The sequence below is a fragment of the Nocardia arthritidis genome (genome assembly GCF_011801145.1).
Lineage (GTDB): Bacteria > Actinomycetota > Actinomycetes > Mycobacteriales > Mycobacteriaceae > Nocardia > Nocardia arthritidis_A.
The window spans coordinates 6615923-6633703 of the sequence record NZ_CP046172.1 but is presented as its reverse complement, the minus strand read 5'-3'; the positions used below and the strand labels follow the sequence as shown (position 1 = coordinate 6633703).

Genomic DNA, 17781 nt, shown 5'->3' with positions numbered 1-17781 from the left:
TCCGAAACGGACGGGGGCAGTGTGGTTTTCGTGAAGGTGCCGGATCAGACGGCGGCCCCGGCCAGCGCCTCGGTGGACTGCACCGCCTGGCCGACACCGGCGACGATGGCGGCCACCCGCAGCGCCTCGAAGATCACCTCGCGCGAGACGCCCGCCTCGCGCAGGGTGTGCTCGTGCGCCTCGAGGCAGTGCTGGCAGCCGTTGATCGAGGAGACCGCGAACGACCACAGCTCGAAATCGGCCTTGTCGGTACCCGGGTTGCCGATGATATTCATCCGCAGCCCGGCGCGCAGGTCGTCGTAGCGTCCACCGAGAAATGCCTTGCCCCGGTAGAACACATTGTTCATCCCCATGATCGAGGCGGCGCCGAGCGCGGCGTTGTACGCCTCCGCGGACAGGGTGTCCGCGGCCTCCTCGGCGATTTCGCGCAGCGTGGTCGCCGACCGGGTCGCGGCCGCCGACGCGAGCAGCGTGCCCCACAGCTGCTGCTCGTTCAGCACGGTGGTGCGTGCGATGGAGGACAGGTTGAGCTTGAGGTCCTTGGCGTACTCGGGCAGGGAGTTCTTCAGGTTCTCAATGCTCATGCTCGGCGTTTCCTCATCTCTGACTTGCTATTTCGGTTGGTGGATCGATCAGACGCTGGCGGCGAGCAGCTCGCCCGCGTTGATGGTGGGGTCGCCCTTCTTCCAGTTGCAGGCGCACAGCTCGTCGGACTGCAGCGCGTCGAGCACCCGCAGCACCTCGTCGACGTTGCGGCCCACCGAACCGGCGGTGACCGAGACGAACTGGATCTCGTTGTTCGGGTCGACGATGAAGGTGGCCCGGTCGGCGACGCCGTCGGAGTTCAAAACACCGGTGGCGGTGGCCAGTTCGCGCTTCAGATCCGAAACCATCGGGAAGGGGAGGGTTTTCAGATTCTCGTGCTGGGCGCGCCACTGGAAGTGCACGAATTCGTTGTCCACCGAGACGCCGAGCACCTGCGCGTCGCGGTCTTCGAATTCGTCGTTGAGCTTGCCGAACGCGGCGATCTCGGTCGGGCAGACGAAGGTGAAGTCCTTCGGCCAGAAGAAGACGATTCGCCACTTGCCCGCGTGATCGTCGCTGGTGACGGTGGTGAAGTAGTCGTCGGGCTGCTGAGCGTCGACCTTGGACAGGTCACCGCCGATCACCGCGGTGAGGTTGTAAGCCGGGAATTGGTCGCCGATGGTCAGCAGGGCCATGCGCATCTCCTCGTGGGTTGGTTTGCTAGCACTGTGCGGTAAAGCTCCCCATCGATCTTCGCCGAAGGGGTCACGAAAGGTAAAGGTGATCAGTCGCACTACACTGATAGGCGTGACTGATCAGACTTATCAGCCGACACTCTCACAGCTGCGTGCGTTCGTCGCGATCGCCGAATATCGCCACTTCGGCACGGCCGCCGCCCGCCTCAATGTGAGCCAACCCACGTTATCGCAGGCGCTCGCCGCCCTGGAGAACGGGTTGGGGCTGCAGCTGATCGAGCGCAGCACGCGCCGCGTTCTGGTCACTGCGGCGGGTAAACGACTGCTGCCGCAGGCGATGGCGACGCTGGAGGCGGCCGATCGATTCGTCGCGACGGCCACCGGCGACGGGCTCAGCGGCGCCCTGCGCATGGGCATCATCCCGACGGTAGCCCCGTATGTGCTGCCGACCCTGCTGCCCGAATTGCGGGCCAAGGTGCCCGCCCTCGTGCCGCAGGTGATCGAGGACCAGACCGCGCGGCTGCTCGACGGTCTGCGCACCGGCGTGCTGGACGTCGCGCTGCTCGCGCTACCGACCGAAACGCCCGGTATCGTCGAAATCCCGCTGTACACAGAGGAATTCGTGCTGGTGACGCCGCGCGGGCACGAATTGGCCGGTCGCACCGACCTGGTGCCGGGCGTGCTCGACGCGCAGCCGCTGCTGCTGCTCGACGAGGGACACTGCCTGCGCGATCAGACCTTGGACCTGTGCCGCTCCGCCGACGCGCATCCGGCCGCGGTCGGCGACACCCGCGCCGCATCGCTGGCCACCGTTGTGCAGTGCGTCGCGGGCGGTTTGGGCGTCACGCTAATCCCGGAGATGGCGGTGGCCGCCGAAACCGCCCGCGGCACACTGGATACCGCCCACTTCGCCGGTCCCGCCCCCGGCCGCACCCTCGGCCTCGCCTTCCGTGCCTCCACCGCGCGCAAGGAGGACTATCAGAAATTGGCCGAGATCATTCGCGATCAGCGGTCGGCGGGCCCGGCATGAGATTCGAACGTGAACTCGGCGTGGCGGATTCGCTGTTCGCCTACGGCACCCTGCAATTCCCGCAGGTCCTGATCCACCTGCTCGAACGCTGCCCGGCGCTGGAGCCCGTTGCCGTATCCGGTTGGCGCGCGGCCGCATTGCCCGGTCGCGTCTACCCGGGCCTGGTCCCCGCAACGGATTCGGTGACCCCCGGTGTCCTGCTGACCGGCCTGACCGCCGCCGAATGGCGGATACTCGATGCCTTCGAAGACGACGAATACGATCTGCGGACGGTCGAGGTGCATCCGGGCGGGCGTACCGCGATGACCTACGTCTGGACCGCTCCGGTCTCCGAGCAGACCTGGTATTCGGAAGAATTCGCCGCGGCCCACCTCGCCGCGTTCGTAACCCGCTGCGCCCGAAGCAAATACCGCTGACCTGCCGTGTCCGAGTCGGCACTGTCGTTGCTCGGCGCGCAACTCGGCAATCCGGACGGCGCACTGCGCGATCAGGCGGTGCGGGCCTGGTCCTGCTCGGCACTCGCGAGGCCCGGCGGATGCTCTGGCGAGCGCGTGCCAACGGCATCATCGAGTAGGCCGGTGCACGCGCTGCGTGAAAACGGCCGTGGTGGCTGTGCACGCGGGAACCGGCGGGGCAGAATCGGTTCCGCGATATCAGCGGAGAGGAGCGGTGGAATCATGAATCATGTTGTCGGACAATGGCTGCGGCAGCTCGCCGACCGGCTCGACCACGACGGCGCGCCGAAGAGCCTCGGCTGGACCTTCACCATCGAACCCGCGGGGCCGACACTACATCTCGACGGTCGCCGCGGCTGCCCACTACTCATACCCGACAATGCCTCGTACGGGCGCGCGCATCGGGATGCGCTACGCGGATCCGGAAGGGCCGCAACATTATCGAGTGGTGCGAACTCGGTGCGCCGGAGCACGACGCACCGGAACCGATACGGCGGCCCGCATCTGAGCTGATAAGCCGCTCGACATCACCGGTTGTATGGCTGCTCTTGCACCCAGCTGAAGCCGCGCTCCAGCAGCGGGAAGGACTTCGGGTCGAGCTTGGTGAACGAGGTGTGGATGCGGTGCCCGGCGTAGTCGGCGGCATCGATGATCATGCGGCCGGGCCCCGGCCACCAGTAACTGAGGCGGACGCGCACCGGCGTTTCTTCGAAGGTGCCCAATGTGATGCGATGATTCAAATCGATGAAGTGGCGCTTCGGGTCGATGGTGCCGCCGTACATCTCGAAGGAGTCGTCCATGTGCTGGATGGTGAGCACCACCGGATCGGAGACGTGGAAGGGACGATCGAAAACGACTCGGCGCCAGCGCAATTCGTCGGTGAGCAGTGGGTCGCGGGCATAACCCTCCGATGAGAAGCCATCCACCTGGTAGATGCCGTACAGCTCCGGGGTCGGGTGCGCCCATTGCCGCCAGTTCTGCACGCCGGTCAGCGTGAGCAGGAGCAGACCCACCACCACCTGCGCCACCAGTGCGATCCGTTCGGCTCGCACGGAGCCGAACAGCGGAACCCGCCGGAGCGCGGGCGCGGCGCGATCGGAGAACAGCACCACCAGCAACCGGCGGGCATGGGGTGCGAGCAGAAACAGGCTCATCAGCAGGAACTGCGACGATACGGTCTTCAAGCGGATGTCGTAGGTCAGGTTCAGCAGCAGCACCTGGGTCATGTCCACCGCGCACAGCAGGGCGCCGGCCGCGGCAGCGCGCGGCACCATCAACAGCACACCGGCCAGCAACTCCGCAACACCCAGCGCGATCTCATACGGCTGCGACACGCTGACCTGCGCCCACAACACGCCTTCCGGACTGAAATTGCCGTAGGGCTCCACCAGTCGATTCAGCACGAAGGGCATTTGCGTCGGAATCGCCTTCGCCATCCCGAAATAGCACATCGCGATCGCGAGGACGAACCGCAGATACAGCTGAGCCCAGGCGAACAGCCGCGTGAACCCGGGCCGATGACGATCCAGCACCGACCACACCACCGTCGCCACCGCGGCGATCACCACCAGAAGAAACAGTGCGGTCCACTGGAATGCGCTGTCACTGCCCACCTGTGTGCTGGTCACCCGCAGACCCAGCACATGGGTGGCCGTCCACTCGATCGGCGGCCGAGCGAGGTGTAAGACATTCAGCACCGAGCTCCAGCCCGCATCGATTCCCAAGCCCGCCAACAGAATCGGCGCCAGACCGAGAAGACCCGCGAGTCCGAACAGCCCGAAATAGCAGACACCGAACCGGAATCCGATCCGAGTCGGCAAGCGCCATTGTCCCGCAGCGGATTCCGCCGCCCCCGCCACCGATACCGGCTCGACCGGGTCGAGCACATCCACATCCGTCACCGGATCTCCTACTCCGAGCACGCCGTGCGCGGACGATAGCCGCGGAAACTTAACGGGGACCGAATGATTCGCTTAAGAAATCCGGTCGCGTACCACGCGTCCTCATGGCGGGTCCTGGTCCGGCGCCTCGCCCGTCGGCGGACCGAGATTCTTGGCGATCAGCATCGGTCTGCTCGTTTGTGGCGGCACCTGGTTGGGCGCCTTGCCTGGCCAGGCGGCCTCAGCTCCTGGCGATCAACATCGGTCCGCTCGTTGCGGCGGCAATCGCGGCTGGTGACACGGTGTGGTTCCGGATCTTCCTGTGCCGGTGGGCGGCGCTATTCGAGGTCGGCCGGGTCCTTCGCGATCGAGTCGGTGAGCCGTCGGGCCTGGGTGCGGTGGTGTGCGGCCGCATCGTGATCGCCTCGGGCGGTGGCGATTTCGGACAGATAGTGTGCGACGGGTTCCAGTGTGACGAGACCGGTTGTCGCGCCGGCCAGCTCGGCGGACGCGGGTAGGAGTGCGGTGTAGGCGCGTTCGAGGACGGTGTGTTCGCCGAGGGTCAGGGCCGCGCGGGTTATGAGGGCGTAGCGGAGTTCGGTGAGTAGGTCACCTGGGGGTTCGGGCAAGGCGCGCAGCGCTTTTCGGGCGTTGTCGGGGTCTGCGTTCTCGAGTAGGAGCAGCGGCTCGACCCAGGGTGCGTGCGTGCCGAAGTCGGTTTGGTCGAGCGCTATCGGAAGTCCGTGCCGCAGGCGTACACAGGTGAGGGCCAGCGGGAGCAGGCCCGCCTCGAGTCCGGGCATCGCCGCGCCGGGTAGGCGGGCCGCCGCGGTGCGATACGCGGCTTCCGCTGCGGCGGCACCTTTCGAAAGTGATTGCCGGAGTGCGGAATACCACTCCGTGAAGACGGCGACGAGCGGCAGATCGTAGCGTTCGCCGAGCGTGGCGGCGGCAGCGGCGTGCCGTGCGGCGGCGGCGAAATCGGCGAGCGCGCATCGCGATTGCACGGCGATGAGATGTCCGAGCACCTCGAAGCTCACCAGCTCGTTCGCGCGGGCGAGATCGATCAGGCCGGTCGCGATCTCGGCGCGTTCGGTGGCCAGGCCGGTGCGGTGGAAGGTCTGCATGAACCGGCCGTTGCGGGCGAAGGCCAGCAGGCGCGGGTCGCCGAGCCGTGCGGCGATTCGCTCCGCCTCGTCGGCGGCGGCCCGGCCGCGAGCGCCGTCGGTCGCGCGCACCTCGAGCGCCACCGTGGTGAGCAGCCTGGCCCGCAGTTCGGTATCGCCCGCCGGTAAGGCGGCCAGCGTTTCGTCCGCGACCCGCACGATGCGCCGGGCCAGCGCCTCGTCGTCGTTGGTCGTCCACAGCGCCGGGATATCGAATGCGGTGAGCACCCGCGCGGTCAGCTTCGGGTGGTCGAGCGGCTCGACCGCCGAAAGCGCTTGGGCGCGTAGCTCTCTGGCCGCTCGCAGGTCGCCGGTGATCGCGACCGCGCGCACCAGCCCCATCATCGCGTCCAGACGTTCGGGAGTGTCGTCGCCCGCACCTCGCGCGGATTCCGGCTGCGCGCTGTCGTATGCCCGCAACGTCATCCGCCACAGCCGCACGGCATCGTGCGGTGCGAACATCTGCTCGGCATCGAGCGCCGCCGTACGCGCGTAACCCGCGGCCCGCCAGGCGGCGACGCGGGTGCCCGCGCACAGCAGATGATGTGCGAGCACGGCCGGATCAGCGTTGCCGGACCGCTCGAGTAGATCGGCGGCGCGCTCGTGCCAGACCGCGCGGCGCGGCCCCGAGATGTCCTCGTACAGTACATCCCGCACCACATCGTGCTCGAAAGATATTCGAGCCGAAGATGTTTCGTGCAGAAATCCGGTGCGCAACCCCGCTTCGAGCCCATCGAGCGCCAGTGCGGCGTCGCCGGTGAGCGCGGCGAGCAGTTCTCGATCGATATCGCCGCCGAGTACTGCCGCCCGACGCAGCACCGTCCGGTGCCGGTCGTCCAGGCGAGACAACCTGTGCCGCACCACATCCCGCACACCGGCGGGCACCGCCGCGAGGTTTCCCTCGTCCAGGAACAACCGGGCGAGCTCCCGGATGAAGAACGGATTCCCATTGCTGCGCACCTGAATTCGCCGCACCACCGGAAGCGGCGGTCGGCCGCCGAGTACAGCGCCGATGAGCTCAGCGGTATCCGCCTCGGCGAGCCCGCCGAGATAGACGCGCGTCGGCTCGACCCGGGCGAGCCGGGACAGGGCCGCCGTGAGTCCGGTATCGATATCGCTTGTCCGGTAGGTCGCGACGAACAGCAGCGGCGCGTGCACCGCGGCGGCGGCGAGCGCGGTCAACAATTCGAGGGTGTCCGGCCCGGCCTGGTGCAGGTCGTCGAACACCACCAGCAGAGGAGTCCGCCGCGCGATCGATGACAATTGCTCTGCCGCCGACCGATGCAGCTGGAACCGGCGCACCGCGGCATCGACATCCCCGCCGAGCGCGCCCGGCTCGATCCGATACCCGGCCGCCGCGAGATCGGCGACGATCCGAGTCCACGACCAATCCGGCGGAACACCGTCCCCCGCCGGACTCGGCCCCCACGCCACCGTCCACCCACGCCGCGCCAACTCAACCGAAAACGCCTCGGCAAGAGCGGTTTTCCCGACACCCTCACCACCCGCCACCAGCACCAGCCCGCTCCGAGACCCGCCCGCACACACCTCGGCCGCCGCGAGCATCCGCGCCACTTCGTTCGCCCGTCCCACGAAAACCCGCTCGGACACAACGGATTCGGATATTCGTAGAGCGTCGGCGTTCGATAGCACATCGCCGCCGGTTGGCGAGGTCGCGCTGCCGCCCGGCAGGGTAGCGCCGCCGACGGGCGGGGTAGTGCTGCTGACTGGCGGAGTGGTGCTGCCGCCCGGCGGGGTAGCGCTGCTGACCGGCGGGGTAGTGCTGTTGACCGGCGGGGTAGTGCTGCCGCCCGGCGGAGTGGTGCTGCTGCCGGGTGGGGTAGTGCTGTTGACCGGCGGGGTAGCGCCGCCGACGGGTGAGGTCGCGTCGCTGATGGGTGAGGTCGCGTTGCTGGTCGGCGTGGTCGCGCTGCTGACGGGCGGGGTTGTGCTGCTGACGGGCGGGGTAGTGCCGCCGACGGGTGAGGTCGCGTTGCTGACCGGCGTGGTCGCGCCGCGGACGGGCGGGGCAGTGCCGCCGACGGGTGAGGTCGCGTCGCTGGCCGGCGTGGTCGCGCCGCGGACGGGCGGGGCAGTGCCGCCGACGGGTGAGGTCGCGTCGCTGGCCGGCGAGGTTGCGCTGCCGACGGGTGAGGTAGGGGTGCTGGCGGCTGAGGCAGCGTCGCCGACCGGCACGGTGCTCGTCCGCGGCACGATGCTGCTCGGCGGTACCGGGTGCGGGGCTGGTTCGGTTGCACTGGCCGCTGCGGAGGGTTCGCGCGCACGCCTTGCTCCGGTCGCCGGTCGCGCGGCGTCGACCGGTGGCGTGGCGTTGTTCCCCGGTGAAGGACCCGAAGCCGACGGTGCGCTGTCGCTTGCGGCTGCGGTCGCGTCGGCAGGTCGGGTGGTTCCACTTGCCGGTGTGGCGGGCGCGACCGGAGGAGCCGTCGGGCCGACCACCGGTGTGGCGGGCGCGTCCAGGCGCGCCGACTGCGCGAGGATATCCGCTTCTACCGCACGGAGTTCCGGCCCGGGATCGACACCGAGTTCGGTGCGCAGCCGATGGCGCACCGTGCGCAGCGCGGCGAGGGCGTCGGCTTGGCGCCCGGCGCGGTAGAGCGCCAACGCGAACAATTGCCAAGCGTGCTCCCGCAGCGGCAGCTTCTGGAGATGCGCCTCCAGCGCGATCACCGCGTCGGCCGCCCGGCCGGTGCGCAGCATGGCCTCGGCCCGCTGCTCGACGGCGCGCAGGCGCAGCTCGGTCAGGCGCGCGATTTCGCCGCGCGCCCAACCGGTTTCGGTGAACTCCGCATAGGGCGGTCCCTGCCACAGCGTTAGCGCCGCATCCGTCTCGCGCAGCGCTGCGGCACCGTCACCGGCGGCGAGGAATCGACCGGCCCGATCGATGTGCGCCTCGAAACGCAGCGCGTCGACCTGATCGGGCTCGACGCGCAATGCGTATCCCGGTGCGATGGTGACCAATACAGTCGCGGGTTGTCTGGGTCGTCGATCCGGCTCCAGCACCTTGCGCAGTGCGGCGACGAATGTTTGCAGCGCGCCGACCGCGTCGTCGGGTGGTCGCTCCCATAGATCGTCGATCAACCGGGCGACCGGAACAACCCGCCCCCGCGCGACCAGCAGCCGGGCCAGCACCGCCCGATGCCGCGGCCCCTTGAGCGCAAGCCGCCCGCGCTCGTCCTGCGCCCACACCGGACCGAGGACGCCGAAGCTCAGCCCCATGGTCGCGCGAATTGGCTCATGATCAGCGATATTACCGAGCCCGCCGCGCAATCCGATCGGCTCGTCACTTGCCCGACTGCCTGGATCGCGCCCGGCTCATCGAGGTTGTGCCCGGCCGGTCATATCGCGTGGGCCGGCGCTCAGTCGCCGCTGACTCGTTGCTGAGTGCGTCCCGGCAGGCTCGCCGATACCGCGGCCACCCGGCCGCGAGATCTCGAGAGGAAGTTCCATGTCACCGCGTATCACCGGCTTCGACTATCAGCGCGTCACCGTCGCCGAGGGGGTCGCGCTCAATGTGGCGGTCGGTGGATCGGGCAGCCCGGTTGTGCTGTTGCACGGTTTTCCGCAGACCCATCTGATGTGGCGGCACGTCGCGGCCGATCTCGCCGCCGACCACACCGTCATCTGCCCGGATCTGCGCGGTTACGGGGCCAGCGACAAACCGGCCGACAACGCGGGCGACGCCTACGCCAAGCGGGTGATGGCGGCCGATATCGTCGCGCTGGCAAAGGCTTTCGGGCACGACCGGTTCGCGCTCGCCGGACACGACCGCGGCGCCCTCGTCGCGGTCCGGGCCGCACTTGATCATCCGACCGCGATCACCCATCTGGCCATGCTGGACACCTTCCCGACCATCGACATGTGGGATGTCATGCACGGCGTCACCGCCGCGGTCGGATTCCACCTCTACCTGATGGCGCAACCGCCCGGCCTGCCCGAACAGCTGATCGCCGCGAGCCCCGACGCCTTCTTCGGCCACTTCCTCGACATCTGGGCCGGGGACGCGACGGCCATCCCCGCCGGTATCCGCGCCGCCTACCTGTCCGCCTCCCGCGCGGCGGTCACCTCGATCGTTGCCGACTTCCGTGCCTCCGCCGGTATCGATATCGACCACGACCGCGCCGATCGGGAGGCGGGCCGCACGCTGCCGATGCCGGTCACGGTCCTACAACAGGATTGGGGCCAGGCCCTCGGCTTCGACGCCGAATCCATTTGGCGCACATGGTCTCCCGAGGTCGATCACCACATCGTCGGCTGCGGTCATTTCATGGCCGAGGAGGCCCCGGCCGAGGTGACGGCAGCCCTGCGCCACCTAACCGCGAGGTAGCGGACACCTAGGTGGCTCAGTCGGATTCGAGCGCCCGCCGTCCGGTCAGCGGGCCCCATACCGCGATCAGTGCGGTCATCGCCGTAAGTGCCGCGGTGATGACCGCGAATACCGGACCGGAGCCGTGGTTGTCCAGGAGCGGCAGCAGGACGAACGGCAGTACTGCCGTACTCACCTTCGACATCGAATACGTTGCGCCGGAGGCGGTTCCGCGCACCGCGGTGGGGAACGACTCGGGCAGGTAGGCGTGGATGGCGTCGGAGAACACATTGCTGGCCAGGGTGAAGCCGCCGCCCGCGACGAGGATGAGCGGGACGCTGGTCGCGTAGCCGAACAGCAGGCCGAACACCGCCATGAGCATGGCCGTCGCCATCACCAGATATTTGCGTTCCACCCGCTCCATCAGCGGTACCGCGATGAGGGAGCCGAGCGGATATCCGAGATAGGTCACGGCCAGATAGCTCAGCGAGGTGACGATCGCGAAACCCTTGGCCTGCAAGACCAGAACGGCCAGCGTCCCGAAACCGTAGTAGCCGAACACCTGCAGGATCATCACCGCCGAGAACAGCGCGGTGCGCCCGCGATAGGGCGGGCGCACGATGGCGGCGAACGGCGCGGTGGCCCTGCGCTCGGCGCGCCGGGCCAGCCAGTGCGGCGATTCCGGCATCCCCCTGCGCGCGAACACCACGACGGCCGCGCCGAGACCGCCGATGACGAACAGCCAGCGCCAGCCGTCGAAACCCAAGGGGTGCAACGGGACAAGCCACCGGGCGAGGAAGCCGACGGCGGGCACGGCGCAGAAGCCGATGGTGTAGGCGACGGCGATCATCCGGCCGCGCACCTGTGGCGGCATCACCTCCGAGAGGTAGGTGTCGGATACGGTCATCTCGGCGCCGATGCCGAGTCCGGCGAGGAATCGGGTGACCATCAGCACATGCACGGTCGGGCTGAACGCGCCGAGCAGGGTGAAACCCGAATACAGCGCGATATTGACCATGAACATCCGGCGCCGCCCGAAGACGTCGGACAGGCGCCCGATGGTGAGCGCGCCGAGGAACTGTCCGGCGAAGGCGGAGGCCAGGATGCCGCTCAGCTGGAACGACGACAGATGCAGCTCCTGCTTCAGCACACCCGTGATGGTGCCGGCCAGGAACAGCTCGTAGAGATCGAAGAACAGACCGAAGCCGACCAGCACGACGAGCTTGCGATGGATCGGGCGTATCGGCAGTTCGTCGAGCCGCAGCCCTTTGCTGCCGTGATCCACTGAGGTAGCCATCGGGTCATGCTGGATGATCGGGTGATCCGATAACAAGCCCCCGCGCTGGATTTGATCTGGACTTAAGATTTGGATTCCAAGACGACCGGTCGTATATTCAAGGCATGGCACGGCCCCGGCGCAGCGACGACACTCGGCAACTCCTGGTGGAGGAGGGCGCCGCCGGATTCCTGGCGAACGGCTATCACGGCACCGGGATCAAGCAGGTACTCGACAAGGTCGGGGTGCCGAAGGGGTCGTTCTACAACTACTTCGACAGCAAGGAGACCTTCGGCCAGGCCGTGATCGAGTACCACTCGGACTGTGTGCAGCGAAACCTGGCCGCCGCCTTCGGAAATGTGTCCGATCCGCTGACCGGTCTGCGTGCGTTCTTCGGCAGGTTGATGGACGAGTTCGTCGAATCCGATTACACCGGCGGCTGTTTGATCGCGAACCTCGGTGGCGAACTGGAGGGCAGTGACGTGCTGCGGGAATCGCTGTCCGCCGCGTGGGCCCGCTGGCGCGACGGTATCGCGGGCGCGCTGCGGGATGCGCAGGGGCGGGGCATGATTCGCGACGATATCGACGCGGCCGAGTTGGCCGATCTGCTGCTGCACTCGTGGGAGGGCGCGGTGATCAGGATGAAGGTCGACCGCACCCTGGACCCGCTGCACCGATGCCTGAATCGCCTGCTGGACGACTACTTCCGCCCCTGATCCGGCGAGCTCGGTGATCTGGGGCAGTTCTGCCCATTCCAAGACGACCGGTCGTATCGACCGGGTCAACAGAGAGGAAAACCCATGACAGCGCAGACGGTCATCGTCACCGGCTCGTCCAGCGGTATCGGGCGCGATATCGCGCGAGCCTTCGTCGAGCGCGGCGACAATGTCGTGCTCAACGGCCGCGATCCGGAGAAACTCGCGGATGTCGCCGCCGAACTCGATGCGCCGGAACGGGTTTCCACCGTCGCGGGCGATATCGGCACGCGGGCAACGGGTTCCGCGCTGGTCGCGGCCGCCGTCGACCGGTTCGGCCGGGTGGACGTGCTGGTGAACAACGCCGGAATCTTCGGCGTCACACCGTTTCTCGACGTCACCGAGGAGGAGCTGGACCGCTACCTGAACGGCAACCTCAAGGGCACCTACTTCACCACCCAGGCCGTGGTGCGGCAGTTGCGCGCGCAGGGTGGCGGCGGCAGCATCGTCAATATCGGCACCGTGCTGATCGATCACGCCCAGTCCGGGCTGCCCGCCTCCGCCGCGCTGGTGAGCAAGGGCGGCGTGCACGCGCTCACGGTGAGCCTGGCCGCCGAGCTCGCCGCCGACGGCATCCGGGTGAATGCCGTCGCGCCAGGCGTCATCCGGACTCCGCTGTTCGGCGACGGCGACGAAAAGGCAGCGGGCGGACTGGCTTTGCTGAACCGGGTCGGCGAGGTTTCCGAAACCAGCTCCGCCGTCCTGTATCTCGCCGACGCCACCTTCGTCACCGGCCACATCCTCCCGGTCGACGGCGGCTACGTTTCGGGACGCGCCGCCTGATGCCGTTCAGAGCCGGCCCGCCTCCTTCAACACCCGGCGCGCCTGCGCGAACAGCATTCGCACGCCACGGCGCTCCTTGAAAATATCCTCGATCATCACGACATTGCGGCCCTGGAACAGTTCGAGGGCCGCGGCCGCGAGGCGAAGGTGCCGTCCAGCGCGGTCATCATGGATAGCAGACGTAGTTCGGCCGCGCCCGGCGGGCGGTCGCCGCGGCCCGTCAGCAATTCGGAGATGCCGGGGGCGCCGCGGGACCGAACCGTGGCGACCCGGCCGTCGACGAGGTGGAAGACACCGCCGGGGTCGCCGGTCACCGCCAGCGCGCCGGTCCGGCCCGCGGCGGCGCGGATGAGTTCGTGTGCCACCGCCCCTGTCGCCCTGAATCCGAACGGCGGTAATTGTCCGGAATCGATGAAATGGCCCGGTGTCATGATTCGCTCCGCTCCTGCGGCGATTTCGGGAAAGTCGTTGAAGGCAGGCGCAGTTCGAAGTTGCCCGACGGCAATCTTCGCAGCAGACCGGTTTTAGAGCAACTAATTCCGAATAATTAGTCGAGATTTGCTGGGCGGCCGAAAGGTCTTGTCCAGCAATATGTTCGCGACATGCCGTGATGCCTTGACCGGGCCGGTCCGTGCCCGGTCAAGTCCGGTTCACGTCGCGAAAATCCGCCATCGCTTGCCGAAATGGTGCAGGCGTATCGAAATCGCCGAGAAAACCGACCTCTCGGAAATTGCCGGATATGGAAATCGTTGCGGAAAAGAGACGTAATGCGGCGACTCTCGAAAATTGCTGCGGATACGTGTGATTCGGTCACGCACGTGCTCTCCGGCCGCCGGGCTCGGTACCGATGGTGAAAAATACTGGCCAGCAGGGGATATTTCGGGGGAACTCGAATGCCATCGGGCAACCGGGAGTCGGCAAGCGGGCCGCAAGATGGTTGTAAGGCGGCGGCCCTACCTTCCGAGTGACGAAGACGCGTTGCGGTCCACGCCGGTTCGGCGATCTTCCCATATCGGTACCCGGTTCAAGCTCGACGGAGGGGAGCTCGGCCAATGCCAACGCCGTTGGAAATATCCACTCATTTCTTTTTGCAGATCGCGGTCATCCTGGTGACCTTCCGGCTGCTGTGGCCGGTGTTCCGGCGGCTGGGGCAGGTGCAGGTCGTCGCGGTGATGGTCGCCGGATTCCTGCTCGGTCCATCGGTACTCGGCTGGCTGTGGCCGCGCGCGCAAACCTGGCTGTTCCCGACGACTCTGAAGGTCGGCGGAACCAGCGTCGTACATCCGAACCTCACTGTGATCTATGTGGTGGGCGAGGTCGGGCTGGTGCTGTACATGTTCCTGGTCGGCGCTTCGCTGAAACTCGACATCCTCGGCAGGCATCTGCGTTTCGCGGTGGCGCGGTCGGCGACCGGTGTGCTCGTTCCGATGCTGCTCGGTGCGGTGGTCGGTTGGTGGATGGTCGGCCAGGGCCGGTACTTCACCGGTATGGTCGCGAATTGGCAAGGGGCGCTTTTCATCGCGGCCGCGGTGGCGGTGACCGCGTTCCCGATCCTGGCCTGGATCATCTACGACTCGGGCCTGCTGAACACCCGCCTCGGCACCATGTCGCTGGCATCGGCCGCCTTCGACGACGCCTGCGCCTGGGTGCTGCTCGCCGTCGTGGTGGCCAGCACCAAATCCAGCCCGGCCGGGGTGGCCCTCGCCGCGGGCGGTGGCCTGGCGTATGTGCTGTTCATGTTGACGATCGGGCGGCGCTGGCTGGCGAAGCTGCCGAATTGGCAGCCGCGGCGCGGCGATTCCGAGCGGACCGGCGGGCTGCCGGTCGGCCAGGTGACTGTCGTGCTGTTGGTGGTGCTCGCGGCCGCATGCTTCACCGATTTCGTCGGAATCCATTCCGTGCTCGGCGCTTTCGTCGCGGGCGTGGCGATGCCGCGCGGCGAACTGCTCGACAAGATCAAGAGCCGGTTCGAGCCGCTGGTGAGCTACCTGCTGCTGCCCGCCTTCTTCATCTACACCGGGCTCAACACCGAACTCGGCCTGATCTTCCGGCCCGCCGTGCTGCTGATGACCGGTGTGGTGCTGATCGTCTCGTTCGCCAGCAAATTCGGCGCGGTCGCGGCGGTCGCCCGCAAACAGGGGATGGGTTGGCGCGAGGCGGGCGCGATGGGCGCGCTGGCCAACGCGCGCGGAATGATGGAGTTGGTGCTGCTCAACGTCGGGCTCACCGCGGGGCTGATCACGCCGGAGACCTACACCATTCTGGCGTTGATGACCACGGTGACCACCTTCATCGCGACGCCGTTGCAGCGCATGTTCGAGCGCAGCGCGTGGAAGAACGGCATGGTGTTCGGACCGAACGGGGAGGAGCCGAAGGCGGCGGAGCCCCCGGTGGCCCACGTCGAACAAGCGATATGAATACAGCGAAACGCACCGCCTCCCAACGGTTTCCCGTTGCGAAACGGTGCGTTTCGGTCGAATTCCCTAAACCCGCAGCGCGTGCGGCTCGATCGCGCCGCGCACCAGGGCGCGGTCGTCGATAGTCTCGGGACGGTAGGGCAGGGTGGCCAGGCGATCGGTCATGCTGGTCACCGGGTCGTCGATTTTCTCGTTGAGCCCGAACAGGAATGTCCACTCGTGCTCATCGCTGCCGTACTGGACGACGGTGCCGAACTGCTCATGGAACCGATTCCAGGACCGCTTCAGTGTTTCGTTGCGCCACATGGTCGCGCAACCGGCCTGCGCGCTCAGCACACCGCCGGGCGCGAGCAGGGCTCGACATCGGGACAGGAACTCCGACTCGTAGAGGCGGTTGTGCTGCGCCTCCTCGACCCGCTCATCGGGCAGGTCGATCACGATGACGTCGTACTTCGTGCCCGCCTCGGCCGCCTTGGCCAGGAAATCCCAGCCGTCGGCGTAGTGCACGTGCACCGGGCCCTCACCCTTCACGGCCAGCGCCAGCTCATCGCTGGTGTAGCCGTAGGGCAGATGCTCGGCGCACAGTTCGACCTCCAGCTGATCGATGTCGACGTGATCGACGAGCGTCGCGCCCGCCGCCACCGACATCTGGCTGGCAACGCCCTCACCGGAGCCGATGATGAGCACCTTGTCCAGCTTCTCGGCCAGCACGAAGGCCGGAACCATCATGGCCTCGTGGTAGGTCAGCTGGGAGAACTCGGTCGACTGGCGATCGTCGTCGGAGAAGAGGCTGATGCCCTGCTCCGTCTTCGCGATCACCATGTGCTGGAACGGGGTGTTCGTGTCGACGATCACCTCGTGCAGATCCCAGATGCGGGTCAGCCCCGCGCCCACCGGTTCCTCGATCCGCGCGGAACCATGTCCGCGCTTGATCACCTGCATGCGAACATCCTTGGGGGACAAGGCATCTCGCAGTAGGTCGACGGCCTTCGTCGCGCCGGCACCGATGCTTCCGCAGGTGAAGACGTCGACGAAGATGTCGCCGGACTCCGGATAAGTGTGAATCGAGGCGTGGGACTCCGACAACAGCGCGAGGACGGTCACCCCCTGCGGATCGAACTTCTTGTGTACGACATCGCAGATGGTGACGCCTGCGCCGATCAGAGACTCACGCAACGCCGATTCGAGTCGTTCGAGATCGTCGCACAGGGCTGTGTCGACACCACCGAACTCGGCCAGCACGTGCCAGCCGGTGAATTCCGCCGTCATAGGCAAACTCACTCTCGCTCAGCGCCCGAGACATGAACGGTCAAGGGCGGAAAACCATTGAAGGACACCGACGAATAGCTCGCGGTATAAGCGCCGGTGTCGAGGATCTCGACTCGATCACCAGCTCGCAGCGTGGTCGGTAGAAGGACTTGCGTGCGTTGATACAGTACATCGTCTCCGTCGCAGGTCGGACCGGCCACCACTGCCTCGTCTACCGGATCTCCGTCACGATCGGTGACGAACCGGTAGGCGATGTATTCGTTCTCGGTCTCGGCCATGCCGTTGTAGCGGCCGATATCGAGATAAATCCAGCGCCGCCCGTCGGGCGCGCTGCGCACGCCGACCACCTCGGCGTGGATGGTGCCCGCCGATCCCACGAGCGCACGGCCGGGCTCGACGACGAGTCCGGCGGTCTCGGGCAGGAATTCGGCGGCGGCGTCGGTGACGACCGACGCGATGGCGTCGAGCGACGGTGCCTGCTCGACGTACGAAATGGGAAGGCCCCCACCGATATTCACAGACGTTACCGGAATTTCCTTGTCCGCCAATGCTTTCACGATGTGAGCGGCCTGCTCGATGCCGATTCGCCAGGCGGCCGGATCGGTCTGCTGCGAGCCGACATGGAAGTACGGACCGGCGACCCGCAGGCCGAGATCGTTGGCGCGCACCAATAGTCGGAACGCCTCGGCGGGCGCGCAGCCGAATTTGGTGCCGAACGGGGTGGTCGACTGCGGGGCCGAGGACAGGAAGCGGCACTCGACCTCCGAACCCGGCGCGTGCTCCGCGATGCGCAGCAGGTCGTCCTCGGTGTCGAAGGCGTAGCGGCGCACGCCGAGCGCGAAGGCGCGGGCGATGTCCTTGACCTTCTTGATGGGGTTGCCGTAGCAGAGCCGCTCGGGGGCGACGCCGAGGCCGATGCACTGTTCGATCTCACCGATGCTGGCGACATCGAATTCCGCGCCGTGCGCGTCCAGCAGTTGAATGATCTCCGACACCGGACTTGCCTTGACCGCGAAGCGGATTCGTGCCGCGGGTAGCGCGGCGGCGAGTGCGGAGTAATTCTCACGCACTCGCATCAGGTCGATGACAAGGTACGGCGATTCGGGCATAGTTGATCTTTCGCGTGGGCAGCGGGGGAGAGAGTATCAGCGGCCCCTACCCAGATACGAATCCGTCAAACCTCGGATCCACCGGTGGGGCATC

General features: G+C 67.1%; 15 protein-coding genes. 7 read left to right on the top strand and 8 right to left on the bottom strand.

Annotated elements, in window-relative coordinates; all coding sequences use genetic code 11:
* Positions 1 to 44: 44 nt before the first annotated feature.
* Both F5544_RS30015 and F5544_RS30010 read right to left on the bottom strand, forming a co-directional pair.
* Entirely contained in the window at positions 45 to 584 is a 540-nt protein-coding gene (locus tag F5544_RS30015) for a carboxymuconolactone decarboxylase family protein (RefSeq protein WP_167476293.1), read from the bottom strand.
* Positions 585 to 632: 48 nt separating this feature from the next.
* Positions 633 to 1220: a peroxiredoxin gene (locus tag F5544_RS30010; RefSeq protein ID WP_167476292.1), complete on the bottom strand. Its 588-nt coding sequence runs from the start codon at positions 1218 to 1220 to the stop codon at positions 633 to 635.
* A gap of 112 nt (positions 1221 to 1332) precedes the next feature.
* Between F5544_RS30010 and F5544_RS30005 the strand changes: the two genes are divergently transcribed.
* From F5544_RS30005 to F5544_RS29995, 3 genes are all read left to right on the top strand, one after another.
* Positions 1333 to 2250: a hydrogen peroxide-inducible genes activator gene (locus F5544_RS30005; RefSeq protein ID WP_167476291.1), complete on the top strand. Its 918-nt coding sequence runs from the start codon at positions 1333 to 1335 to the stop codon at positions 2248 to 2250.
* Positions 2247 to 2666 (top strand): gamma-glutamylcyclotransferase family protein, encoded by a 420-nt coding sequence (locus F5544_RS30000; protein WP_167476290.1) that lies wholly within the window; start codon positions 2247 to 2249, stop codon positions 2664 to 2666. The genes F5544_RS30005 and F5544_RS30000 overlap by 4 nt, the downstream gene beginning before the upstream one ends.
* A gap of 261 nt (positions 2667 to 2927) precedes the next feature.
* The gene (locus F5544_RS29995) at positions 2928 to 3218 is read left to right on the top strand and encodes a hypothetical protein (protein WP_167476289.1); all 291 of its coding nucleotides are present in this window, start codon (positions 2928 to 2930) and stop codon (positions 3216 to 3218) included.
* Between the two features lie 14 nt (positions 3219 to 3232).
* Here the strand turns inward: F5544_RS29995 and F5544_RS29990 are convergent, their stop codons facing one another.
* Both F5544_RS29990 and F5544_RS29985 read right to left on the bottom strand, forming a co-directional pair.
* Complete coding sequence (locus F5544_RS29990) at positions 3233 to 4606, bottom strand: DoxX family protein (protein WP_428847077.1); 1374 nt, start codon at positions 4604 to 4606, stop codon at positions 3233 to 3235.
* A gap of 317 nt (positions 4607 to 4923) precedes the next feature.
* The gene (locus F5544_RS29985; protein WP_174867440.1) at positions 4924 to 8991 is read right to left on the bottom strand and encodes an AfsR/SARP family transcriptional regulator; all 4068 of its coding nucleotides are present in this window, start codon (positions 8989 to 8991) and stop codon (positions 4924 to 4926) included.
* 229 nt (positions 8992 to 9220) lie between these two features.
* Here F5544_RS29985 and F5544_RS29980 point away from each other — a divergent pair, with 229 nt between their 5' ends.
* Complete coding sequence (locus F5544_RS29980) at positions 9221 to 10099, top strand: alpha/beta fold hydrolase (RefSeq protein ID WP_167476287.1); 879 nt, start codon at positions 9221 to 9223, stop codon at positions 10097 to 10099.
* 16 nt (positions 10100 to 10115) lie between these two features.
* Here the strand turns inward: F5544_RS29980 and F5544_RS29975 are convergent, their stop codons facing one another.
* A complete protein-coding gene (locus tag F5544_RS29975; RefSeq protein ID WP_167476286.1) occupies positions 10116 to 11375 on the bottom strand; it encodes an MFS transporter in 1260 nt (419 codons plus the stop codon).
* A 104-nt stretch (positions 11376 to 11479) separates the two neighbouring features.
* Here F5544_RS29975 and F5544_RS29970 point away from each other — a divergent pair, with 104 nt between their 5' ends.
* On the top strand, positions 11480 to 12070 hold the full coding sequence (locus F5544_RS29970) for a TetR family transcriptional regulator C-terminal domain-containing protein (protein ID WP_167476285.1): 591 nt from the start codon (positions 11480 to 11482) through the stop codon (positions 12068 to 12070).
* An 84-nt stretch (positions 12071 to 12154) separates the two neighbouring features.
* On the top strand, positions 12155 to 12892 hold the full coding sequence (locus F5544_RS29965) for an SDR family NAD(P)-dependent oxidoreductase (protein ID WP_167476284.1): 738 nt from the start codon (positions 12155 to 12157) through the stop codon (positions 12890 to 12892).
* A 95-nt stretch (positions 12893 to 12987) separates the two neighbouring features.
* Here the strand turns inward: F5544_RS29965 and F5544_RS29960 are convergent, their stop codons facing one another.
* Positions 12988 to 13323 (bottom strand): hypothetical protein, encoded by a 336-nt coding sequence (locus F5544_RS29960; protein ID WP_167476283.1) that lies wholly within the window; start codon positions 13321 to 13323, stop codon positions 12988 to 12990.
* A gap of 621 nt (positions 13324 to 13944) precedes the next feature.
* Between F5544_RS29960 and F5544_RS29955 the strand changes: the two genes are divergently transcribed.
* Entirely contained in the window at positions 13945 to 15309 is a 1365-nt protein-coding gene (locus F5544_RS29955; protein ID WP_167476282.1) for a cation:proton antiporter, read from the top strand.
* Between the two features lie 66 nt (positions 15310 to 15375).
* On the opposite strand, the gene speD is transcribed toward F5544_RS29955, so the two are convergent.
* Complete coding sequence (gene speD / locus F5544_RS29950) at positions 15376 to 16578, bottom strand: adenosylmethionine decarboxylase (protein ID WP_167476281.1); 1203 nt, start codon at positions 16576 to 16578, stop codon at positions 15376 to 15378.
* A gap of 8 nt (positions 16579 to 16586) precedes the next feature.
* A complete protein-coding gene (locus F5544_RS29945; protein WP_167476280.1) occupies positions 16587 to 17687 on the bottom strand; it encodes a type III PLP-dependent enzyme in 1101 nt (366 codons plus the stop codon).
* Positions 17688 to 17781 lie beyond the last annotated feature (94 nt).